This is a genomic window from Flavobacterium sp. B114r (genome assembly GCF_056824125.1).
This window is the reverse complement of the sequence record NZ_CP124858.1, coordinates 1817465-1841062: the sequence shown is the minus strand read 5'-3', so window position 1 is coordinate 1841062 and position 23598 is coordinate 1817465. Positions and strand designations below refer to the sequence as shown.

General features: G+C 33.4%; 25 protein-coding genes. 18 read left to right on the top strand and 7 right to left on the bottom strand.

The genetic code is table 11. From position 1 onward, the window contains the following. Nucleotides 1-208: 208 nt before the first annotated feature. From arfB to pnuC, 3 genes are read right to left on the bottom strand one after another with little or no spacing between them, the layout of a single operon-like run. On the bottom strand, nt 209-613 hold the full coding sequence (gene arfB, locus QLQ94_RS08075) for an alternative ribosome rescue aminoacyl-tRNA hydrolase ArfB (RefSeq protein WP_482499486.1): 405 nt from the start codon (nt 611-613) through the stop codon (nt 209-211). Then, entirely contained in the window at nt 613-2727 is a 2115-nt protein-coding gene (locus QLQ94_RS08070) for a DUF4301 family protein (protein ID WP_482499484.1), read from the bottom strand. The genes arfB and QLQ94_RS08070 overlap by 1 nt, the downstream gene beginning before the upstream one ends. Beyond that, a complete protein-coding gene (gene pnuC, locus QLQ94_RS08065; protein WP_271337024.1) occupies nt 2688-3311 on the bottom strand; it encodes a nicotinamide riboside transporter PnuC in 624 nt (207 codons plus the stop codon). The genes QLQ94_RS08070 and pnuC overlap by 40 nt, the downstream gene beginning before the upstream one ends. A 112-nt stretch (nt 3312-3423) precedes the next feature. On the opposite strand from pnuC, the gene QLQ94_RS08060 reads away from it, so the two are divergent. The 3 genes from QLQ94_RS08060 (at nt 3424) to QLQ94_RS08050 (ending at nt 4792) form a co-directional block, all read left to right on the top strand. After that, nucleotides 3424-4020 (top strand): Crp/Fnr family transcriptional regulator, encoded by a 597-nt coding sequence (locus QLQ94_RS08060; RefSeq protein ID WP_482499482.1) that lies wholly within the window; start codon nt 3424-3426, stop codon nt 4018-4020. 80 nt (nt 4021-4100) lie between these two features. Beyond that, entirely contained in the window at nt 4101-4388 is a 288-nt protein-coding gene (locus QLQ94_RS08055; RefSeq protein WP_482499480.1) for a hypothetical protein, read from the top strand. Continuing rightward, nucleotides 4385-4792 carry a group III truncated hemoglobin gene (locus QLQ94_RS08050; RefSeq protein WP_271337026.1) on the top strand — a complete coding sequence of 136 codons (408 nt, stop codon included), beginning with the start codon at nt 4385-4387 and terminating at the stop codon, nt 4790-4792. The genes QLQ94_RS08055 and QLQ94_RS08050 overlap by 4 nt, the downstream gene beginning before the upstream one ends. Before the next feature lie 172 nt (nt 4793-4964). Here the strand turns inward: QLQ94_RS08050 and QLQ94_RS08045 are convergent, their stop codons facing one another. Beyond that, nucleotides 4965-5624: a 4'-phosphopantetheinyl transferase family protein gene (locus QLQ94_RS08045; protein WP_271337027.1), complete on the bottom strand. Its 660-nt coding sequence runs from the start codon at nt 5622-5624 to the stop codon at nt 4965-4967. 321 nt (nt 5625-5945) lie between these two features. On the opposite strand from QLQ94_RS08045, the gene ahcY reads away from it, so the two are divergent. The 13 genes from ahcY (at nt 5946) to QLQ94_RS07980 (ending at nt 16526) form a co-directional block, all read left to right on the top strand. Continuing rightward, on the top strand, nt 5946-7262 hold the full coding sequence (gene ahcY, locus QLQ94_RS08040; RefSeq protein WP_271337028.1) for an adenosylhomocysteinase: 1317 nt from the start codon (nt 5946-5948) through the stop codon (nt 7260-7262). A 225-nt stretch (nt 7263-7487) separates the two neighbouring features. Beyond that, the gene (locus QLQ94_RS08035) at nt 7488-9806 is read left to right on the top strand and encodes a patatin-like phospholipase family protein (protein ID WP_482499478.1); all 2319 of its coding nucleotides are present in this window, start codon (nt 7488-7490) and stop codon (nt 9804-9806) included. Between the two features lie 245 nt (nt 9807-10051). Continuing rightward, nucleotides 10052-10603, top strand: coding sequence for a hypothetical protein (locus QLQ94_RS08030; RefSeq protein WP_427402406.1), 552 nt, complete (start codon nt 10052-10054; stop codon nt 10601-10603). Nucleotides 10604-10635: 32 nt separating this feature from the next. After that, the gene (locus tag QLQ94_RS08025; protein WP_271337031.1) at nt 10636-10920 is read left to right on the top strand and encodes a hypothetical protein; all 285 of its coding nucleotides are present in this window, start codon (nt 10636-10638) and stop codon (nt 10918-10920) included. 2 nt (nt 10921-10922) lie between these two features. Beyond that, nucleotides 10923-11558: a hypothetical protein gene (locus QLQ94_RS08020; protein ID WP_271337032.1), complete on the top strand. Its 636-nt coding sequence runs from the start codon at nt 10923-10925 to the stop codon at nt 11556-11558. Between the two features lie 108 nt (nt 11559-11666). Further along, entirely contained in the window at nt 11667-12125 is a 459-nt protein-coding gene (locus QLQ94_RS08015; RefSeq protein ID WP_427402408.1) for a hypothetical protein, read from the top strand. 3 nt (nt 12126-12128) lie between these two features. Further along, a complete protein-coding gene (locus tag QLQ94_RS08010; RefSeq protein ID WP_482499476.1) occupies nt 12129-12737 on the top strand; it encodes an SMI1/KNR4 family protein in 609 nt (202 codons plus the stop codon). Between the two features lie 72 nt (nt 12738-12809). Further along, nucleotides 12810-13142, top strand: coding sequence for a DMT family transporter (locus tag QLQ94_RS08005; RefSeq protein ID WP_271337035.1), 333 nt, complete (start codon nt 12810-12812; stop codon nt 13140-13142). Between the two features lie 97 nt (nt 13143-13239). Further along, a complete protein-coding gene (locus QLQ94_RS08000; protein ID WP_271337036.1) occupies nt 13240-13707 on the top strand; it encodes a GNAT family N-acetyltransferase in 468 nt (155 codons plus the stop codon). 139 nt (nt 13708-13846) lie between these two features. After that, entirely contained in the window at nt 13847-14698 is an 852-nt protein-coding gene (locus tag QLQ94_RS07995) for a bifunctional helix-turn-helix domain-containing protein/methylated-DNA--[protein]-cysteine S-methyltransferase (RefSeq protein ID WP_271337056.1), read from the top strand. A gap of 10 nt (nt 14699-14708) precedes the next feature. Beyond that, entirely contained in the window at nt 14709-15422 is a 714-nt protein-coding gene (locus QLQ94_RS07990) for a 2OG-Fe(II) oxygenase (RefSeq protein WP_271337037.1), read from the top strand. Nucleotides 15423-15682: 260 nt separating this feature from the next. Further along, nucleotides 15683-15928, top strand: coding sequence for an Ada metal-binding domain-containing protein (locus QLQ94_RS07985; RefSeq protein WP_271337038.1), 246 nt, complete (start codon nt 15683-15685; stop codon nt 15926-15928). Beyond that, nucleotides 15915-16526 carry an alpha-ketoglutarate-dependent dioxygenase AlkB family protein gene (locus QLQ94_RS07980; RefSeq protein WP_271337039.1) on the top strand — a complete coding sequence of 204 codons (612 nt, stop codon included), beginning with the start codon at nt 15915-15917 and terminating at the stop codon, nt 16524-16526. Before QLQ94_RS07985 ends, QLQ94_RS07980 begins: the two co-directional genes overlap by 14 nt. Before the next feature lie 99 nt (nt 16527-16625). Here QLQ94_RS07980 and QLQ94_RS07975 read toward each other — a convergent pair whose 3' ends face one another. Further along, nucleotides 16626-17381, bottom strand: coding sequence for an NUDIX hydrolase (locus tag QLQ94_RS07975; protein ID WP_271337040.1), 756 nt, complete (start codon nt 17379-17381; stop codon nt 16626-16628). Between the two features lie 359 nt (nt 17382-17740). Here QLQ94_RS07975 and QLQ94_RS07970 point away from each other — a divergent pair, with 359 nt between their 5' ends. Further along, nucleotides 17741-17998 carry a hypothetical protein gene (locus QLQ94_RS07970; protein ID WP_271337041.1) on the top strand — a complete coding sequence of 86 codons (258 nt, stop codon included), beginning with the start codon at nt 17741-17743 and terminating at the stop codon, nt 17996-17998. A gap of 221 nt (nt 17999-18219) precedes the next feature. Further along, nucleotides 18220-20241 (top strand): DUF3857 domain-containing protein, encoded by a 2022-nt coding sequence (locus QLQ94_RS07965; protein ID WP_271337042.1) that lies wholly within the window; start codon nt 18220-18222, stop codon nt 20239-20241. Nucleotides 20242-20492: 251 nt separating this feature from the next. Here the strand turns inward: QLQ94_RS07965 and QLQ94_RS07960 are convergent, their stop codons facing one another. Next, nucleotides 20493-22718 (bottom strand): glycoside hydrolase family 3 N-terminal domain-containing protein, encoded by a 2226-nt coding sequence (locus QLQ94_RS07960; protein ID WP_271337043.1) that lies wholly within the window; start codon nt 22716-22718, stop codon nt 20493-20495. Nucleotides 22719-22724: 6 nt separating this feature from the next. After that, nucleotides 22725-23564 carry an endonuclease/exonuclease/phosphatase family protein gene (locus QLQ94_RS07955; RefSeq protein ID WP_427402411.1) on the bottom strand — a complete coding sequence of 280 codons (840 nt, stop codon included), beginning with the start codon at nt 23562-23564 and terminating at the stop codon, nt 22725-22727. Nucleotides 23565-23598: the final 34 nt, after the last annotated feature.

Sequence of the window (23598 nt, the reverse complement as noted above, 5' to 3'; positions counted from 1 at the left end):
AATGTTTCACGACAAAATATAGTGTGCACGCTAAAATTGTCGTTTATTTCCCTTAGCGACATTACTCGCTCAGGTTCGTTGGGTATGATCTCAGCTCGTTATTTAGAGCACCCCTTTGAGACAGTGCAAATGTAGTGTTAAAAAACAAATTCTAAAAATTAAATTCCAAATTCCAAAACTTCATTTTAAACACCTTATAATCACAATTTTAATCTAAATCAGGTTTCTTACGAGATTGTTTTCTATCAGAAATATTCTTTTTGTCTTTGATTCGTTTTTTGATAACTGATTTGGGAATCTTAGTTGCTTTACGGACTTTAGGAACAAATAATCCTTTTTTGATTATTTCCAGAAAACGCTTTATGACAATATCTTTGTTTTTTAGCTGGCTCCTGTCTTCATCACAATTTAAGATAAGGATATTTTCCGTTGTCAAACGCGATGCAATATTAGTTAGCAAAAGCAATTTTTCTTCTTCAGATAAAGCTTGCGAAGTATTTATATCAAAAGTCAAAACTACTTTTGATGAAACCTTGTTTACGTTTTGTCCGCCTGCACCACTACTTCTAACGGCTTTAAAACTTAACTCTGATATGATTTTTTCGATATCCATTATTGTGGTTGATGTGCTGCTTTTAATAAATCGTTTACTGTTTTCACCGGATTAAAAGTAATCAATGGTACTGCCACAAAAATGGTTAACCAATTTGCCATTGCACCATTCCATAATCCAGGCAATTCATAGCTTTTTACTATTTCTCCGTCAACACTTTTCTCCACTATAAAACCTGCTTTCTGATCTACAAATTGCAGTAAATCAAACTTCTCATTTTTATAATTTTTAATACCGCAAACCAAATCAACCGGATTAAAATGGGTTGCTTCGGATAAAATGTCCTGCTGCTTTTTATTTGATAAATCGACCTGGGAAGTTTCTACTATCTGCAATGAAACCGCGCCTTTAGAATTCCTTACCCAAAATGGGCCTCCCCCCGGTTCTCCTTCATTTTTTACCATTCCGCAAACCCTGATTGGTCTGTCTAACAATTCTTTTATCTTACTGATTTTGTTTTCAACAGTAAACTTATTAAAATCACTATTTAATTCAATGTTGAGCTTCTGCATTAAAAAAGTAACAATTTCTTCGATATTTTTTTCTTTTATTTCCTGCTTTTCAATAGCATTCAAATAACTAAAAACCTGTTGCTGTACTTCAAGCAAAACTCCTGCTAAAGCTTTTTTATATAACTCGATTTTATCAATATGATTTTGAATTACATTGTCTATATTTTTTATAAAAATAATATCTGAATCGAGTTCTTTCAAATTCTCAATTAGGGCTCCATGACCTCCGGGCCTAAATACCAAATTATTGTTTTTATCTCTAATTGGTCTGTTTTTTTCATCTACAGAAATAGAATCTGTACTTTTATTTTGATAGGAATAACTAATATTTATCTGAGTCCCTGATGCTTTTTCTACTTTTTTCTTAAGTACCTTAACTTCATTTTCAAATAGACTCTGATGTGCTTCTGAGACTGTAAAATGCAAATTAGAAACTTGATTTGATGTTGCATAATGCACACATTCATTCAAATGTTCTTCGATTGGGTTTGCTATATGTGTTTTATATTTATGAAATGGCAATACTGCTTTTGGCTTATTTGCAAAATCAAAATAATCTGGTGACAATAAAGTTTTTATAAAATAATAGTTTTTATAATCTCTGTCTAAAGTTTCAAAATCGGGATAAATTTCTCTAAGCTTTTTATCTATACTTTCAAAAAATGGAAATTTATCGAGCGCTACGATAAAAATAGACAGATTGCTGTCTTTTTTTCTATTGATATAAGCATTTATTGTTTCTTTTTCAATGTCGAAATCCTTCAGAAAAGCAGTTAAAAACTTAAACATTCTACTTGCTGCACCAGAGGCCGGCACAAACTTTTTTAGTTTAAGTTTCTCTTTCTGAAGATCAAAAAAATGAGCCTTTTCTTTGAATTCAGCTTCTGACAAACTCAAAATTCCGTTATTAATAGTTGCCGGACTTATTAAATTAGCTTTTGCAATTCCGTTTTTAAAAATTTCTAACTGACTCACTATTTTATCATAAGGAATTCCATGATTGTATATCTGAACAAAATCAGCTGACGAAATACCATGCTGTTTTGCAATCGACAAATTATCGATAATTGCTGTCGCTTTTGCCAAACGGCTTTCTTTATTACCTGAAAGTGTTATAAATGGCTTTTTTGCATCAATTAAAGATTGTTTAAAAACTGAAAAAACAGTTTCCCTGCCATCCGAAGTATCTCTGATATCGTCTTTTTCCCAAGGAACATCAATATCTGTAAGGAAAAACAAATCGTAATCATGTTCTAGTGCGGCTTCGTTTAAAAGTGGATCACAGAAACCATAATACATCTCAGAAAAAACTTTGGTAACCATTAAATTAGTATCAGAAAACAAATATTTTTTTGCTGAAGCAAGTTTTCTGTTTTCTAATGCAACCTGACCATAGGCAATAGGCATCATATCATCAGCAACACAAATATGCTGATTCTCTTCCCATTTTTCCTGCAAATAATCACGTGCAAATTCAGGAACCCATTCCGTCACATAATATTCTGCAAGTTGTTTTGCCAATGTCGTTTTTCCTGTACTTTCAGGACCAAACAAAGCAATTTTTATGATAGCTGTTTTTTGCTGTCTAAGATTTTTCTCCATTCTAAATAAGCTGAAATAGCCAAAATTGTAAAAATTAAATATTGTAGCGACAACATCCCTAAGCCGCGATACGCATAAAGAGGCACTACAATAATATCGCCAATAATCCAAAGTGTCCAGTTTTCGATTTTTTTCTTGGCCATGTACCACATTCCTGCAAAAAATATTCCTGACGAAATCATGTCTACATAATTGTCTTTGTGGATCTCGTAATCAAAATATTTATAAATTCCGAAAACTACAAAAACGGTTACAAAGAACAGTAAAATTCCGATTATTTTTTCATTAAAATTAGTTCTCGTAATCGGTAAATTATCTTCTAGAGCTCCTCCTTTTGACCACATATACCAACCGTAAATACTCATAATCGAGAAGTATCCATTAATAATCATATCACCAATATAACCCGCAATATATAATAGATAAACAGATATTACCGTGGCAATTAAACCTGTTGGATATACCCAAATATTTTCTTTTTTAGCAAACCAGACACTCAAAATTCCACAAACAAAAACTAAGAACTCTAAAGCAATATGCCATAAAGGAGCATTTTTGTAACTTTCAAGAAAAAAATCTATCATTGGATTTCGTCGTTTTTGGTTTGTTCTTATAGTGGCCGTAAAAGTAAAAGTTTTTTAATCCCGAAGAACTATTTTGAATAAATTATATTTGTACTAACGCTAAAACCAAATTATGATTGCAATTGAGGTGTTGGAAAAATATGGAGCCCTGAAAAAATCTTTCGATAAAAGTGAGATTATTTTTGAAGAAGGCAATCTTCCAACGCACTATTACCAAATTATTTCCGGCGAAATCAAAATGAGTAATTATAATGATGATGGCCGTGAATTTATTCAGGGTATTTTTTATAAAGACCAGTCTTTTGGTGAACCACCATTATTCTTAAATCAAAATTATCCGGCCAATGCTATTGCTGTTGAAAATTCAGAGGTTCTTTTATTGCCCAAAAATAAGTTCATGAAATTGCTGGAAGAAAATCCAAAAGTCAGCATTAAGATAATAGAGAATTTAGCGCAGCGATTGTATTATAAATCAGTTATGGCCGCCGAAATGTCTACGCAAGAACCGGAGCATCGGGTTTTAAAATTAATTGACCACGGAATTGCTTTTTTTAATTTTAAAAAAGAGGAAAACGGTTACCTCATCAATTTTACCAGACAACAAATTGGAGACTTAACGGGTTTACGTGTTGAAACGGTGATCAGAACGATTAAATCTTTAGAAAAAAAGGGTGTTCTTAAAATTATAAACAGAAAAGTATACCGATAAAAAAGTTCTTGTTTTATGATTTTAATCATAAATAGGAGCTCTAAAGTGCTTGTACCTTTGTTACTCTAAAAACAAATATTATGACACTTTATCAAACAACATTCGAAAATTTCAATAAAAACTATATGGGTTCTGCAGCAATGGCTGTTATTGGTCAAAGCTGTTTAGGTGGCACCGCTGCAATGTATATCCTTTCTCATGGAACCTCTATTGGACAAATGATTCAATTGGCAATTATCGTATTGGCTTGTGTTTTTGCCAACACTTCAATTTTAGCACAGATGAAACACAAAGTGGTTTTTAACCTTATTATTTTAAGTGCTTTATTAAGTGTTTTACTTATATTTCTGAATAGTTTTGTACTATGAGAAAACAAATAGAAAACAGAGCTGATATCTCATTTTTAGTCCATCAGTTTTATGCTAAAATAAGAGCCGATGAAGAAATTGGCTTTTATTTTAATACCATGATTAAGGATTGGGATGCCCATCTTGAAAAGCTGACTGATTTTTGGGAAACTAATCTATTTGCAGTAAAAAAATACAAAGGCAATCCGCATGCGGTACACAATGAAGTTGATGCTCATTTTGAGAGCAAAATTACCTCTAACGAATTTGGGATATGGCTGAACTATTGGTTCCAGACTCTTAACGAACATTTTGAAGGTGAGAATGTAGAAACGCTAAAACGTCGTGCCAGAAAAATGGGAACTTTTTTGTTTATGAGTATGTTTGAACACAGAAAGAAGATCGCGGAAGCCTCAACGGAATAAAACATTAACAAACTGTTTGTCATTTCGACGCAAGGAGAAATCACACTGGAAATTCGACAAAGATTAGTAAATTTAGGTACAGAATTACACGTGTGATTTCTCCCTTCGATCGAAATGACAAGATTGTGTTTTACCTAACTCGTCGAGTAATTTGGAATTTATTTATTGGGATTTAAAAAACCTGTTTTTCAAAAGCATACACTAAAGTAAAGTCCTGTCCTGAAGTATCTGATTTAATCTCTTTGTAATGCACATCAAAATCTACTACCAAATCATTAAAATGCAAACTTGCTTCTGTTTGATTTTTATCTAACGAAAAAGCATTTACTCTGATATGATCCTTGAAACTGATTCCTTTTTCGTTTCTGATTTTAAAGATCGCTTCTTTTGCTCCCCAAATTACAGTAAGCTCCTTAATATAATTGGTTGTGTTTTGAGTATTGAGATAACTATTTTCAGTATCTACAAATTTATCAGCGATTCTTAAGATTTTCTCGCGTTGCAATTCCATGTCGATTCCTACGGTTTCGTCACTAATTATAATTGCTGCAAAATCGTGGGAATGTGTAATCGAAATATGATTGTGACAATTAAAATAAGGTTTCCCAAATTCGTCATAATGCATTTCGTGGTCTGTAAAACCCATTTCCTGTATCAACATACGAACGCTCAAAAAAGCACGCTGGTGCATTTGAGACTTCATTCCGTTAAGTCTTTGCTGCGTTTTTTCTTTTAACACTACTTTGCCCAATAACTCCTCAAATGATTCTGTTATGTGCCAAACTAAGATTTTGGTAGTTGCGTTGAATTGTATGGTTTGAAATAAAGGCATTCTTTTTTAATTATGAATTATGAGTTTTAAGTTATGAATTATTTTCCGGATTTGAAAACTGAACTTCTTATTTAACGTCTGGTGTTTCTAGCCCTGATGGGAGCGGCATCCTTTTTCTTCCGCCGCGGCGGAAGGAAAAGATATAGCGGACAGCAGGAAATAGCTCCTAACTTTTAATATCATCTTATAATAAGTAAATTATTTAGCTAAAGTTCAAAAGATTAAGAAATTAAACATTTCACAAATCTTATGGAAAGTAGTCAGAATTAAAAACCTATTCCGTAAATTTGCAAAAATTTTACAATTACAAATATACTATAAATGAGTACTACAACTACGCCTTTTGTGGCTTTCAAAGTAAAAGACATCTCTCTAGCGGCTTGGGGAAGAAAAGAAATTGAATTAGCTGAAGCTGAAATGCCAGGTTTAATGGCTCTTCGCGCTGAATATAAAGACGAACAACCTCTTGCAGGTGCTCGTATCGCAGGATGTTTGCACATGACTATCCAGACTGCAGTTTTGATCGAAACTTTAATCGCTCTTGGTGCAGAGGTTACTTGGTCTTCTTGTAACATTTTCTCTACTCAGGATCAGGCTGCTGCTGCTATTGCTGCTGCAGGAATTCAGGTTTATGCATGGAAAGGTCTTGATGAGCAATCATTTGACTGGTGTATTGAGCAAACTTTATTCTTTGGTGAAGACAGAAAACCATTGAACATGATCTTAGATGATGGTGGAGATTTAACAAACATGGTTATTGATCGTTTCCCGGAATTGGTTCCTGGAATCAAAGGATTGTCTGAAGAAACTACAACTGGAGTTCACAGACTTTACGAAAGAGTAAAAGCCGGAACTTTGCCAATGCCTGCAATCAACATTAATGACTCTGTTACTAAATCTAAATTTGATAACAAATACGGTTGTAAAGAATCTGCTGTAGATGCTGTTCGTCGTGCAACTGACTTAATGTTAGCTGGAAAAAGAGTTATCGTTTGTGGATACGGTGATGTTGGAAAAGGAACCGCTGCTTCTTTCAGAGGTGCAGGATCTATTGTAACAGTTACTGAAATTGACCCAATTTGTGCTTTACAAGCTGCAATGGACGGTTATGAAGTTAAAAAATTAAACACTGTTGTTGCTAATGCTGATATCATCATTACAACTACAGGAAATAAAGATATCGTTCTTGGATCTCATTTCGAACAAATGAAAGACAAAACTGTTGTTTGTAACATTGGGCACTTTGATAACGAAATTGATATGGCTTGGTTGAACAAAACTCACGGTGCATCTAAAATCGAAATCAAACCACAAGTTGACAAATATACTATCGCTGGAAAAGACATCATCATTCTTGCTGAAGGTCGTTTGGTAAACCTTGGTTGTGCTACAGGTCACCCAAGTTTTGTAATGAGTAACTCATTTACCAACCAAACTCTTGCTCAAATCGAATTATGGAAAAACAGTGCGGCTTACAACAATGACGTTTATATGTTACCTAAACATTTAGATGAAAAAGTTGCTGCTTTGCACCTTGCTAAATTAGGAGTTGAATTGGAAACTTTACGTGACGATCAGGCTGCTTATATTGGTGTTCCGGTTGAAGGTCCATTCAAACCAGAGTATTACAGATACTAATCTATTTTAGATTGTAGATAAACGATCTAAGATTTTAGATTTATAGAAACCCTTGCAGAAATGTGAGGGTTTTTTATTTCAACTCTGTCTTGTCCAGAATCAACAAATCGTTTATTTTTACAAATAAACACATTTCTTACAAAAAAATATATTTTTAAAAAATAAGTTCTTAATTTTAAAAATAAAAACAAGTCCCTATTTATCAAACACATAAACCTTGTAATCTTGAAAAAAACATCTTATTTGTTCCTCTTCTTGTTTTTATTTAGCCTCCCGCAAATTATTTTTTCTCAGGAAAAGAAACCCAAAGTCGTTTTAGTTTTAAGTGGCGGCGGGGCGAAAGGAATTGCACATATTCCGCTTTTACAAAAACTAGATTCTTTGCACATTGTTCCTGATCTTATTGTTGGCAATAGTATGGGCAGTATTATAGGTGGCTTGTATGCGATGGGATATTCTGGTGATAGCATCGAAAAATTAACCAAAAACATTATCTGGGATAAATTGCTTGGCGGAGGTCAATCATTAAAATCTGCCAGTGTAGAAGAAAAAAGAGAATTTCAGAGATACTTAGTCGGAATAGGTGTTAAGGACAAAAAACTAAACAGCGTTGGCTCTCTTTTGAATGATCAAAATTTAAGAGAACTTCTTTCTGAATTAACTTATCCTGTATACAATATTAAAGATTTTGACAGCCTGCCAATACCATTTAGAGCCATGGCTACCGATTTGTCTGAAGGAAAAGAGGTCATTTTAAGCAAAGGCAGTCTTGCTTATGCCATGAGAGCGAGTATGTCATTGCCCGCTATTTTCAAGCCCATGGCCTACGAAAAAACAGTATTGGTTGATGGCGGTGTTATGAATAATTTCCCTACAGATGTTGCCAAACAAATGGGCGCGGATATTATCATTGGCAGTGATGTTGGGGGCGGATTGGAACCAATAGATAAACTGAACAATCTTGTGACTATATTGACGCAAACCAGTATGTTTCCTAGTAATATCAAAAATCCTGAAAACCGAAAACTCTGCACGATCTTGGTCGATCATTTGCCAAACTTGCGTTTTTCTACTGCTGATTTTGCAGATAGCGAAGAAATCTACAAAGACGGTAAAATTGCCACAACAGAAAACCTTCCGGCTTTAATCGCATTATCAGAACAATTGAAAGGATTTAAGCAACGAACTCATCGATTGCCTAACATACCCGGAGATTTTACTCTTGACACAATTGTTTACAAAAGAATCAGTCCGGAAAATCTTGCTCTGGTATTGGGAAGAATAAATCTTAAAACAAATATAAAATATACCACCAAAGATTTAATAGCGGGCATTAACAGAGCCATGGGTACGAATCTTTTTGACGAGATCTCGCACAGTTTTTTCATCAAAGATGGCGACAAACTTGGGGTAACAATAATTGGATATGAGCGCGCCAAAAACCAACTCAACACATCATTACATTACGATACTTACAGAGGTGTTGGAATCATTTTTAATTATACCGCCAGAAATGTTCTTGCCAGAGCATCCCGGCTTCTTGCAACAATAGATATTGCAGAGCAGCCAAAAGCAAGAATTAATTTTCAGAAAAATTTTGGAAAAAACAGAGACTGGTGGTGGGCATCTGAAATGTACGGGGCTTTTTTAAGGCAAGAAATTTATATCAATGGCAAAGCCTCAGATAACATTCTTTATAACTCTTTTGAGTTCAATAATGAAATCAATAGAAACATAAATTCCCTTAAAAGTTATTTTGGTTATGGCTTAAATTATCACTACACCAATTTAAAGCCTAAATACAACAGAGAATACAATCCTAACTCAATCAATATCAAGGATTACTCTTTAAACAGCATAGAAGTAAACATGCATTATTCATATAATAATATGGATAAAGTTTTCTTTGCTGAACATGGAACAATTATAAAGGCAAATGTAACCCGATCATTGTTATCAGATGTCTACACTTCTTTTAATGATCCAGATAAAACAACTACCTCAGGCGCAACTAATGGATATACAAAACTTGGTTTTAGTTTTGAAAAAAGAGCGCTCATAAATAAGAAGATTACAGGAATCATTGGTTTTGATTCTTATTTTATTTTTCAGGACAGACTTAAGGACAGTCAAATCTCATTTTCGGAACTTGGGTATGCTTCAAAATATTTCTTAGGAGGAATTATACCGAGTTCTGGCAGTAATCGTTTTTCTTTTCCCGGCCTGAAAGAAGACGAACTCAATGTTACACAATATATAGGCTTAAATCTTGCCTCTCAAATAAATCTTATGGGAAAAATATATATGACTCCTCATTTTAATATTGCAACTGTAGGTTTTGACGCTTTTGACGAATACATTAAGGATGCATTTAGTCCTAAAGGAAAGTGGGACAATAACATTGAACCAAGCCTTGTATTATCCGGAGGAGCCGCTATTTCTTATCAGTCCATTTTAGGCCCAATTCATTTTGATACTTCCTGGATTAATAATATAGACAAAGTGAGATTATTTTTTAGTGTCGGATTCTCATTCAATCCTTAAAAACGATAAGCCTCAAAAAATCGACAAATTTAGTTATTCATCACGCCAAATCAGAAATCTTTGATTGTTAATCTTCAATCTAAAATCTCCTGACTTAATGACATTGGCTCCTATGCCTCGTACTAGCGCAAACCAATAACATCATTTTAATCAGATATTATATATGTTTCTTAAGTTTAAGTTTTACTTTTGAAATTCAAATCCCCAATATCTAAAACCTAATTATGAGAACACGCCTATTTTTAATGTTAATAATATTGTTGCCTTTTTTTACTAATGCTCAATCTAGTCTGCAAAGGCAAATGCAAGCATCAAATTCAATGGTGCGACAACAAAATCAAATGTTTTTGCAACAACAGCAACAACAACGTATGATGGCAAGCATGATGAACAACATCGAAACAAAAGAATCCAAATTAGCCAAGGAAGAAAAAAAATTCAAAAAAATTCAGGAAAAAATAAAACAAAAAGAAGCTGACTTAACGACAAAAAACGATGAATTAAAAAGTCTTGAAATTAGCTCACAAAACAATAATTCTGACATTATAAGAGATATTGAAAAAGCTAAAAAAGAAGTTGCAAAGTCTGAAGAAAAAATAAGTAAATCTAAAACAGCTATTGAAAAAAGTTCGAATAAAATTCAGGATTTGCAAAACCAGATACTAGCCGATAAAATCAAAAAAGCAGAATTAGAGAAACAACACGAAGAAGAGAAGAAATTAAAAGAAGAGGAAAAAAGATTAAAGGAAGAGGAAAAAGCAAAAAAACAACAAGAAAAGCAAGACAAGAAAAAATAAAAATCTCTTTCTATAATTCACACAATAAAAATATGATCGAAAAAATTTTATGTGACCTACATGGTTCAAAAGATATGTCTTTTGCCTGCATTCATATTGCAATGGCAATAGACAAAAAAGAAAAAGTTGGCTTTTTTTATTCAGAAGCCGAAGAAGATCTTCCTGAAATTGCCTGGTGTGGCGCATGCGAGCAATGGTTATTGGATAACGGAGAAGAATGGACTGACGTTTTTCAGGCTAATGCCGATTTTAAAATATTATGTTCAGATTGTTTTGAAGAAGCAAAAAACAATGAACCAGAGATTCATCTAAGATAAATATGATTTCTACAAAAAACTTTACATCATTACCCAATAGAAATTCATTACAAAGCATCTGTAAAGCAATCTCAGTTCTAGATGCTATTATTTGTCCCGAATGGGAATATCGATATTATTCGTACAACTCTAAATGGGGAGAAGGTGAAGAATATTGCGAAATGAGGTATGGATCCGGAGATTTAATGAATATTCTATTTCTTGAAAACAATTGTGTAATAAATGGTTTTGCTCACGAATTTCAACACAATCAAAAAAGTGACCTGACTAAAAACTTACCTGAAATTTATAATGATTTTATTTTTGGTGAACCTGTTGCTTCTTTCGGTACTACATTTTGTTTGTGGACAAATCAAACGGGAAATTGGGAAACCGGAATAATCGAAGATTATAATGACAATTCAGAAGAATTGCTTTCTGTTTTTGACAACACCCCACAAACTTATATTGACTGGGCAACCGAATATTTTGAAGATTCTTATAAGGAAACCGGAATTCCGTTAGAAACTGTTACCAAAATTTATCAAGGTCAAATCTTGACAAAAGAAATGGTATTATCTATTGTTGACGAAATTGAAGATTGGCAATTGCTGGAAGACGATTTAAAGGAAATAGATTATGAATACGATTTTAAATAAAATTCTTTTAAGTAATAAATGTCTTGGTAAGCAAAGAAAAATTAAAGTAAAATCCGAAATTATACAATTACGCTTTAGTTCTTTATAATAAAATAGCAGACTTTAATTATGACAAAAGAAGATTTTAAAATCAATCTGGAAAAAGCTCTTAAAGGACTTCTTGATTTTACTCAGGAAATGGTAACGAACAAATTACCTCACGATTATAAATTCATAATTAAAACCAATTGTTCTTACGATGGGAATGAATTAGAAAATGATGAAGAAATTTATCCTGATGATAAAATCAATGAAACAAATTCAATTAATCCTGCTACAAAATCTACTGCAATTGATTATCTATGGCGCAATGGCAAAGTTCCGCAATGGATCAATGTTCAGGTTAGTAGTTGTGATGCTAATTTTAGTTACATAACATTAGAATGCTGCGGAAGATATTCGGCTTTTCTAAATCACAAAGATGGTCCTTTTCGTGGTTCAGGCCCTAGTATTCCCTATCGTTATTATGATTCAAATACTGAAAAACTTCTTCATAAAGTAGATTTAAATACGATTAATAAATCTTAAACCATGTGGTACGATAAATATACTTTCTACAAAAAACAAAAAAGATTAATAGATGAATATCCTGAAATAAACCTTCAGCAAATATGGAGTAATAAACTTCCAACTGACTTTTTCTTGCCTGATGAATTACTTGAATTATTACAATTTTCTAACGGAGGAGGAATAATAAACGGAAACCGCGACTTTGGCTATTTCTCATTAATTGATATGAGAAACTATTATTTTGATTACAAACTTTCAAAATATACACCATTATTTTTACCTGTTGCATTTAATGGAGGTGGGATATTTTATGCCTATGATTTTAGAGATCCAAAAAACATTCGTATTGTTGCTGCAGACGCAGGAGATTTAGAATATGAAAGTTCAATCGTTATTGGAGAGACGCTGGATGAAGTTTTAAGCAAAACAAATGATATTGTTGAAGAATTGGACAAAATTCGCACCCCGATTTTATTTACAGAAGATGAAAAACAAATAATTGAACTTCGTAAACAGCTTGCTTATTTAAACGCAAATCGAAATAGTATTGACACCAAAAGTTATTTATTAGCAAAACGACAACTCGAAAGCCAAATTAAACAATTAAGGTTTTTCATACAAAGTTTATAATGCTAATTTCTAATAACACCCCCATTCTCTTGATTTCATCTCAATAAAACTAACTTTGTAAAAACGCTAACCATGAAAAACTTTTTCTTTTTAGGTATTGCCATTATGTTCGAAATTATTGCCACTTCGGCCTTAAAGAAATCAGAGCAATTTACACAGCTGATCCCAAGTATAATAACAATTGTGGGATATTTTGCTGCATTTTACTTTTTGAGTTTTGCTATTAGAACCATTCCGGTTGGGATTGCTTATGCCATTTGGTCCGGCGTTGGAATTGTTTTAATTACTATTATTGGTGCTGTTTTCTTTAAGCAAATACCAGATTTACCTGCTATTATAGGACTAGCTTTGATTATGGCTGGTGTTATTGTAATTAATGTTTTTTCTAAAACTACAGCGCATTAAACTGTAAATAAATCGTTCCAAATTTTAAGTTTCAAGCCAAAGCAACCTGAAAAAATAAGACATCAATTCTCAACTTATTCATTTCAAATATAAAACAATGGATTTCAAAAAAGCTACTATTTCAGACTTAAAAGAAATGCAGGAAATGTATATCGAAACCATTCAATGGATTTGCAAAAACGATTACAATCCGTTGCAAATTAATGCCTGGGTTTCCGGACTTAATGACACTGAACGCTGGCTGAAGGTTATACACAGTCAATATGTTTTACTGGCTCTTGTCGATGATAAAATTGTGGGGTACGGAACTTTGAAAGATGGAAATTATATTGATTTTTTCTGTGTTCACAAAGATTTTCAACGACAGGGAATTGCGGATAAAATATTCAGCGAATTAGAAATTGAAGCCAAAAAAGAAAACGCAAAAACAATCTCTGCAGACGTAAGCATAACGGCAAAACCATTTTTTGAGAAAAAAGGTTTTAATACAAAAGCCGAACAAAAAAACATACGATTGGGCGTTGAGCTTATCAACTATAAAATGGAAAAGGAACTCAAAAAGTAAAAACAGGTTCAGTTTCAGGGTTCAAGTTGTTGGAGAACCTGAAACCTGAAATAAAAAAACTAATCAAAAAACTTCCGCAAGTTTCGGATTTTATCCTCGCAAAACCCTGTCGATATTTGCATTATAAAAATGAATGAAAATGAACACACAGGAAAACATCAATTATAATCGCATTGCCGATGCGATCGATTATATCAAAGCCAACTTTAAGGATCAGCCTAACTTAGATGAGGTTGCCGAAAAAGTGCATTTAAGTCCGTTTCACTTTCAGCGCTTGTTTACGGAATGGGCAGGAACAAGTCCGAAGAAATTTTTGCAATATATAAGTGTCGAACACGCCAAAAAAATCCTCAAAGAAAATAATAAAACTACATTGTCTGATGCCGCTTTTGATACCGGACTATCGGGAACAAGCCGTTTGCATGATTTATTTGTAAATATCGAAGGCATGACGCCGGCTGAATATAAAAATGGCGGTAAAAACTTAGCCATTAATTTCAGTTTTGCCGAAAGTCCGTTTGGTAATATTATAGTGGCTTCGACCAATAAGGGGGTTTGTTTTATGGCTTTCGCAGAAGATGAAGAAACAGGATTTCAAGATCTGAAAAACAAATTTCCAAATGCAGCATTCTTACGAAAACTAGACTTATTGCAGCAAAACGCTTTATTTATTTTTCAGAATGACTGGAGCAAATTATCTGAAATTAAATTGCACTTAAAAGGAACTGACTTTCAATTGAAAGTTTGGGAAACACTGCTTAAGATTCCAATGGGACAACTTTCTACTTATGGATCAATCGCACACCAAATCGAGAAACCAAATGCTTCCCGTGCTGTTGGAACTGCCATTGGGAGTAATCCTGTAGCATTTCTGATTCCGTGTCATCGTGTGATTCAATCTTCCGGAACCTTTGGCGGTTATATGTGGGGAAACACCCGTAAAACAGCTATTATTGGCTGGGAAGGTGTTCAAACTAATTCAGATCTCTAAAACTAATCTCATGCAAAATATACAATCAAAAATTGCTTCTCAAAACTGGGAAAGCATCACTGAATCTATGCACGAAAGCGGATTTGTCATTATTCCAAATCTGCTGGATAACGAACAATGCGAAGATTTAAAATTCGATTATGATAACCCGGCTTTATACCGAAAAACGGTTGTAATGGAGCGTTATCGTTTTGGTCTGGGCGAATATAAATATTTTAATTATCCGTTGCCTGATTTAATCCAGACGATCCGGACTTCTATCTATCCTAAACTGTCTCTTATTGCAAATGCGTGGATGAAAGCGCTGAATATAAATACTATTTTTCCTGAAACGCATGAAAAATTACTCGAACAATGTCACGCCAATAATCAGTTTAAAGCAACTGTTTTAATCTTAAAATATGGTAAAAGTGGCTTTAATACTTTACATCAGGATTTATATGGCGATGTTTATTTCCCCATTCAGATCGTGCTTTTTCTAAATGAACCTGACGAGGATTTTGCCGGTGGCGAATTTGTTTTAACAGAACAAACGCCCAGAGCACAATCTAAAGCGATTGTTTTGAAACCTAAAAAAGGAGATGTTCTGATTTTTACCACCAATTTCAGACCTGTAAAAGGTACAAAAGGGTATTATCGGGTAAATATGAAACATGGTGTGAGCGAAATTCATTCCGGCGAACGACATACGTTGGGAATTATTTTTCATGATGCGTTAAGTTAAGGCACAAAGGTGCTGAGGTACTAAGGCACAAAGGTTTTAACACACAGTATATCTGTAGAGACGCACCGCAGTGCGTCTAACGTCACGTAATTAATCTATGAGAACAATCTTTGCGTAGACGCACTGCGGTGCGTCTCTACAGGATAAAAATTACGGTAAAATATAATACATAATTTTTTTCACGCAGATTTAGCAGATATGGCAGATTTTTTAATCATTTTAATCCTTTTAATCGGTGGCAAAAAAACTTTACAAACATTATGATTGAGCACAATAAGATTTCCGATTCAGATCTCCGAATTAAAATTAAAAATTCGGAAATTTGTTTTGGGGGAAACCGAAAACTAAAAATTTACGGAACACTAAAATGTTCTTCGGGTAAAAGAATGAAACGTGAAAATCGTGTCTTCTTTTTATCTGAAAATGAAGCCAGACAAAATGGTTTCAGACCTTGCGGACATTGTATGAAAACCGAATATCAAAACTGGAAAAATGGACTTATTTAATCCCGAAACTGACGAGACGACTAATCTGCTTCCTAAAGACGGAACTGTAAATTATTACGGTAAACTTTTTTCAAGAGAAAATGCCAATCACTATTTGGATGTATTATTAAATAATATTGAATGGAAAAACGATGAAGCTATCATCTTTGGAAAATTAATTATTACGAAACGAAAAGTAGCATGGTATGGCGATTCAGGTTTTGAATATACGTATTCGAATACGACAAAAAAAGCGCTTCCGTGGACGAAGGAATTATTAGAACTAAAAGCTGTTATTGAAGAAAAAACAGGAGAAACCTTCAACTCTTGTTTACTTAATCTGTATCATTCCGGTGATGAAGGAATGGCCTGGCACAGCGATGCCGAAAAAGACCTAAAAAAGAATGGTGCTATTGGTTCTGTAAGTTTTGGTGCTGAAAGAAAGTTTGCTTTTAAACATAAAGACTCTAAAGAAACTGTTGCGTTAATATTAGAACACGGCAGTTTATTGGTTATGAAAGATACTACTCAAACACATTGGTTACATCGCTTACCGCCAACAAAAACAACTTCTAAACCAAGAGTAAATTTGACTTTTAGAACGATTGTTTCTCAATAAAAATTTTATTTAACCATTAAGAGATTAAGGAAGATTAAGAATTCTGACTTCAATGAATCTGAATATCTTAATGGTAAATTTAAAAAACTCTAATAAGTTTTACCATCCCTGATTCAAACCATTTTTAAGGACTTCTTCATATTTATCTTTATCAAAGACATATAAATTTGGAGCTTTATGTGCGACGTTGCTTTTCTTTTCTTCCAATTTATTGAGAATTCCAATGTTGTTAATCTTGCGCAAAAAGTTTCTTCTGTCCAATTTTTTATCCAAAATGGTCTCATACAATTTCTGAAGTTCAGGCATGGTAAATTTTTCGGGTAATAAATTGTAACCAATTGGCATTAAATTCAATTCGATTCGGAGCGTATGCAGCGCTTTATCCAAAATTTCTTTGTGATCTAAAATAAGTTCAGGAACTTCTTTATGGTCAATCCATTCAATGCTTCCCTTATTATTTTCCTTTTGTGGAATCGCTTTTAGAAAATCAACCAAGGCATAATACCCAATAGTTACAAAACGCTGTGTAAACCATTTTCTGGCTTTTTCCGGAATTTTAAGATGTTCTAAAATTTTATTTTCAAAATGCTTATCATTTCGTTTTACACGTCCAAACGTAGCAAATTGTCTTAGAAAAATTCCTTCAATTCCTGTACGTTTATTTAAAACAGTAACCGCCGCGGTATCAATATCCTGATCAATGGGAACAAAACCGCCTGGTAATGACCACTTGTCTTCATAAGGAGTTTTAATTAATAAAACTTTCAGCTGATTATCATGAAAACCAAAAATGACACAATCTATAGAAAGTCCGGGTTGGTAATTTTCGTTATTTTCTAGTATTCCTTTCGCCATTCAATTTTTATTAATTACAATTTCTTATCTCAGGGATCACGCAATTTAATTCATTTTAATAAAATTGAGACTCTTTTTTAAAATTCGCATGCAATATTATTGAAAAACAAAAAACCAACAGCAGAAGTGTGTAAATCACAATTTTTACTTAAAATTAAAATCGAATTAAAAAAATAAGTACATTGCGTCATAATAACACATTAAGCGCTTAACTTGTTGTTTCTACAACAAAAAAGCATCTTCAAAAAGAAACTTTAAAGAAGATAACAAACTCAAAAACAGCTTAATATTGTAATTACTGTAACAAAAAATAAAGAAAGACGTCTATTCTTATATAGCACATATAAATTGATTTAAACATGAGAATTCCTAATCCAGAAAAACGAAACAAGGGGCTTATTAAAAAAATATGTTTCTCTTTTGGATTTGTTTCTAAAACTGACCTTTTAGAAGCTTCTTTAAAATATAGTGAAGAACAGGAAAGGATTTTCAATGAAATGATTACTATAAGTGAAGCGAAAGATAAAAAAATAAAACGCGAAGCATTTGATAAAGCATTATTTGCATCCTATAAAGGAATTGGCGCTATGGATTTTATAAATACTGTTCTGAAATAATTCTTAAAATATCCTTCTACAACATACTGAACCTTGCTACAAAGCGAGGTTTTTTTATTTGGTCTCATTTTTAAATTTTCAATTGTCAATAAAATAATACCATTTTAATAAGAATATTAAATTTAATATCGGTAAAGTATTGTCAAAATTCTATATTTTTGCCCATTGACAAATATAAGATTATACTTATGTTAATTATTTAAAATATTAAAAACACAGCGATGGAAAATCTAATTCAATCAGAGAATTATAAAATTCAAAAGCCTGCCGAATGGGCTTCCAATACAAATGACGGTCAACTTATTGAATACATTAAAGAATCAGATTTTGCAACTAAGCAAATAGACGAAGGGCGTGATTATTGCTATTTTTTAGATAAAATCTATTACACCAGTGATGAAGAAAATAGTGAATATGCCTGCGTAGCTTATACTCTAAACGAACCTGCAAATCTGGAAAATGCCTCTGTAATGGATGTCGTGGTCGAAGAAAATGAAACTTATATCATACATAGAATAAGCGTTTTGAGAGAAGGTGTTTTGATTAATAAAATTCCTGATACTAAAATTAAAGTTCTTGATAGCGAAAACCAAAGTGATGGCGGGGTTTTGAGCAGTAATAAAAAAATCAATATTACCATAAAAGATTTACGCCTTTATGATGTTTTGATCATGGAGGATTCGAGAGTGAAGGTCTTTACGGAACGTGACTTTTTACGCAAGGAATTTTCTAAGTTTGTTTGGGTAAGTCCAAGTACTTATTGGGCTTACGGAAGTTATAATTATACTTTTATCAATGACCGTAAAAACAGGATTGCTTACAAAAAAACTTTTTTCAGAGATGAGGATGGGAATGTATTGGCTCCGGAAATCAACTATTTAGAGAAAGGTGAAAAGTTTACTATTGAAAAAGAAAACTATATCAACTTTGTAGATACTAATCGCGAGATTGCTCCTTTTATAGATTTTGCTACTGATAGTAACTGGGCCGATTTGTCTAATTATATTTCTCCGTTATATGAAGAGGTTTATAATAAATCATTTTTACAGGAATTTGCCCCAAACTTGGTTGAAAAAATAGATGCTATTACTAACAAAGATGAGCAATTGCAATTTGCCATTGATTATGTACAAAATCATGTTTACTATGTTTTTAATGCGGATGAGATGAACGGTCATAAACCGCAGGAACCATCTGTAACATATCAGAATAAACAGGGAGATTGTAAAGCAAAATGCGTTTTACTGAAGGTAATCCTGGATTATATCAAGGTTGATTCGTCTGTGGTTTTGGTGAATTTTAATACTGATCATTACCTGAAATATTATTTGCCCTCTTTACTTACTTTTAATCATGTAATAGTAAAAATCGATTATAAAGAGCAAACGTATTTTATTGATGCAACGAGTCGCGATGAATTTGGATTGATAGAAAATCGTGGGTTCATTTATTTCATGCACTATCTTGAGGTTAAACCAAATCAGGATTTGCAAATAAAAAGTTCTCATCGATTCCCATATTATGGTATCAATGAAAAAGCTGATTTTAACATTGAAAAAAACATCGGTAAACTTACCTTAACGACGACTTACAAAGGAAATCGTGCTAATTATATGCGCAAGTATTTTAAGAACACCAACAAAAGAGAAATCATAGACAGCTGGAATAATTTCTTTTTTTATACATTGAATTACAACAATGACAGGAACGGAACTGACGTTCGAAATATATTCAAAGATACAACGATCGAAACGTTAAGCGATGACAAAAAACTGAACGAGTATACGATTCAATACAAAGCTACGATTGAAGATCCGTATTTTGCAGACGCACAAAAAAATCGTTTTGTCATGTATTTTGACCGCAATGTGATTAAAAATAATGCAAGGGACTTTTTGCACACAGATATCACGTTCTGGCATAATTTTGATAATGAAAAATATGAAATCAATCTTTATACAGACCAAAGAATCGATGTAGAAGAAAAATTTACGGTTCAGGAAAGCACAATCAAAAATCCATACTTTGATTATACAAGCCGCAAAAAAATCACAAAAAATGGCGCATCGGTTTACATCGATTTTAAACCATTGGTAAATTTAGAAATTCCGCCAGCTGATTTTGAAGAATTCAGAAATGCACATCACGAAGTTGCAGATAGTAATTTTGGACTGGGAATCGATATTATAGAACAGGGTTTTATGAATTTAATGAAGTTTAATTTCAAGAAACTGGTAAAGTAACTACAATAAAAAATCGACAGTCTGGACGTAAATATTGTTACTTAATTTTGAACACGAATTTCACTAATTGACACTAAATAGTTTGTGAAATTCGTGTTTTGTTTTGCACTTTGTCTGCACTATATAATAAAAAACGGGGCTAAAATTTAGCCCCGTTTTTGTTATTGTGAATTGTTGTTGCGATAATTTTCAACATATAGAAACATCGATTTGTATTATTTAAAAAAAAGTTTCTACTAGTTTAAAAAAATTTAAAGCAATTCAAAATCAGATTTCAATTTGATATCTGCTGATGATGCTCCAATCATTACTTCGAAGTCTCCTGCTTCTGCAATAAATTCTAATTTATCATTGTAGAAAGAAAGTTTCTCTTTGTCGATTGTAAATTCGATTGTTTTAGATTCTCCCACATTTAATTTAACCTTTTGGAAATCTCTTAATTCTAAAACTGGTCTTACAACAGATCCAAATTTATCTTTTAAGTACAATTGCACTACTTCTTCTCCGGCTACTTTTCCAACATTTGATAATTGGAAAGAAACTTTGATTGTTTCATTATTTTTCATCTTAGTCGAAGACAGTTTCAAATCAGAATAATTGAATTTGGTATAACTCAAACCATATCCGAAAGGAAATTTAGGGGAGTTTTTCAGATCAATATAAGCTGAAACATAATTTTTTGAATCCTCATCTTTAGCTGGTCTTCCTGTACTGTAATGATTGTAATAAATTGGCACTTGCCCTACTTCTCTAGGAAAAGTCATTGGCAATTTTCCAGAAGGATTATAATCTCCAAATAATACATTTGCGATTGCATTTCCTGCTTCTGTACCCAACCACCAGGTATATACAATTGCCGGAACATTATCAGCCGTCCAGTTAAAAATTAAAGGTCTTCCGGCATTTACCAAAACTACAACCGGTTTTCCGGTAGCCTGAATTGCTTTTACCAAATCTTCCTGAACACCCGGCAAATGCAGGTTGCTTCGGCTTTTTGCTTCACCGCTCATGTCGCGGCTTTCGCCAATACTCAAAATAACAACATCCGCTTGTTTCGCAGTAGCGACTGCTTCAGCAAAACCATCTTTGTTATCTCCATCGACTTCACAACCTTTGGCGTAAAGCAACTTGGTATTTTTACCTACTTTATTTTGTAAACCGTCCCATTGCGAAACTACCCATTTATTGTAGTCTACCTCTGGTAATTCTACAGACCAAAATCCCATGTTTTCTTTATACTCCTTTACCATTGGACCAATGAAAGCAATTGTTTTCAGGTTTTTAGAAAGTGGTAAAGTTTCATTTTCATTCTTTAATAAAACGATACTTTTTTGTGCTACATCTAGAGCTGCTTTTCTATGCTCAGGATTATTCAACGCTTTATCGGCTCTCTTTTGATCTGAATATCGGTAAGGATCATCAAATAAACCCAATTCAAATTTCTTGCGAAGAATTCTTTTTACTGCATCATCAATCAAATCAACAGAAACTTTTCCTTCTTTAACCAATTCGGCTAAATGATATCTGTAGGCATTACTTTCCATATCCATATCACTTCCGGCTGTAATGGCAGAAAGCGCAGCAGCTTTAAGATCTTTTGAATATCCGTGTGCTACCATTTCTCCTATCGAACCCCAATCTGACACTACAAATCCCTGAAAGTCCCATTTTCCTTTCAAAATATCACGTTGTAAATGTGCATTTCCTGTCGCCGGAATTCCGTTTAAGTCATTAAATGAATTCATAAAAGTAGCTGCACCGGCATCAAGAGCCGCTTTGAATGGTGGCAAATAGGTTTCCCACAACATTCTTTCGCTCATGTCTACAGAGTTGTAATCTCTTCCGCCAACAGCTGCACCATAAGCTGCAAAGTGTTTGACACAAGCCATAACTGAGTTTAAATCGCCCAGTTTGTTTCCCTGAAATCCTTTTACTCTTGCATACGCAATTTTAGATCCCAGATATGTATCTTCTCCGGCACCTTCCATAACTCTTCCCCAACGCGGGTCACGGCCAATATCTACCATTGGTGCAAATGTCCAGTGTATTCCGCTTGCAGAAGCTTCTGTAGCAGCAACTCTGGCTGCCAGTTCAATTGCTGTTAAATCCCAACTTGCAGCTTCGGCTAACGGAATTGGAAAAGTGGTTTTGTAACCGTGAATAACATCCTGACCAAATAACAACGGGATTTTTAGTCGGGATTGCATCGCCAATTCCTGATATTGTCTGGTGTATTTTGTTCCAATAATATTTAACATCGAACCTACAATTCCTGCCTTTATCTCGGCTTGTTTGTTTGGATTAATGGTAATTGGTCCTGTTGCAGAATTATCTCCTGTGTACTGATTAAGCTGACCTATTTTTTCTTCTATGGTCATTTTCTTCAATAGAGCATTTACTTTCTGGTCTATTGTTTCTTGTTGGGCGACGGCAAAAAAAGACACCATCAACAAGGTAAATGTGGTTAGTTTTTTCATTCTCATTTAATTAATTTCTATATAAACTGGTAAGTGATCTGATGGATATTTTAAATCCTTGGAGTCACTTAAAACTGCATGCTTTTGTACCGTAAGCCCGCTATTTTTAGAAATAAAAATATAATCTAATAATAAGGTTACTGGTTCATTATGTTTAAAATCATTGAATGTCCCTGATGGTCCAAAAGGTTTTTCTTTAGAAACATCTTTGGTATCATCCATTACTTTTTTTATGGTTACAATTTGTTTTGTATCCGGTTCTGAATTAAAATCTCCCATCAGAAAAACAGGATATTTTTTTTTGTTTATTTCGGCTATTTTCGAAAGAACCAGTTCTACTCCTTTTACTCTTGCTACTTCGCCCATGTGATCGAGGTGAAGATTAAAAACCCAAAACGTTTTTTTTGTTTTCACATCTTTAAACAATGCATAAGTACAAATTCTATTACAGGCTGCATCCCAACCTCTTGAAACTACGTTGGGTGTTTCTGACAACCAAAACGTATTGGATTGTTCTACCTGAAAACGGTCTTTTTTATAGTAAATCGTACAGGCTTCTCCTTTTCCGTCTTCTTCTCTGCCTATCCCGAATTTGTTATAATTTGGCAAAGCCAAAGCGATGTCTGTAACCTGATTGGGAGTTGCTTCCTGGACTCCAAAAATATCGGGACTGTAAAATTGAATTTGCGATGCAAAATAATCTTTTCTGTTTGGCCAGGCATTTTCTCCATCTGAAGCAACATCTAAACGAATGTTGTAGGACATAATTTTTACATTCTGACCATAAAATGACGCATTGACAAAAAGCAGCATTACTACTAAAAAAAATGAATTTCTCTTTTTCATGTTAAAAATTTTAATCCGGTAAAGCTAGCATTTC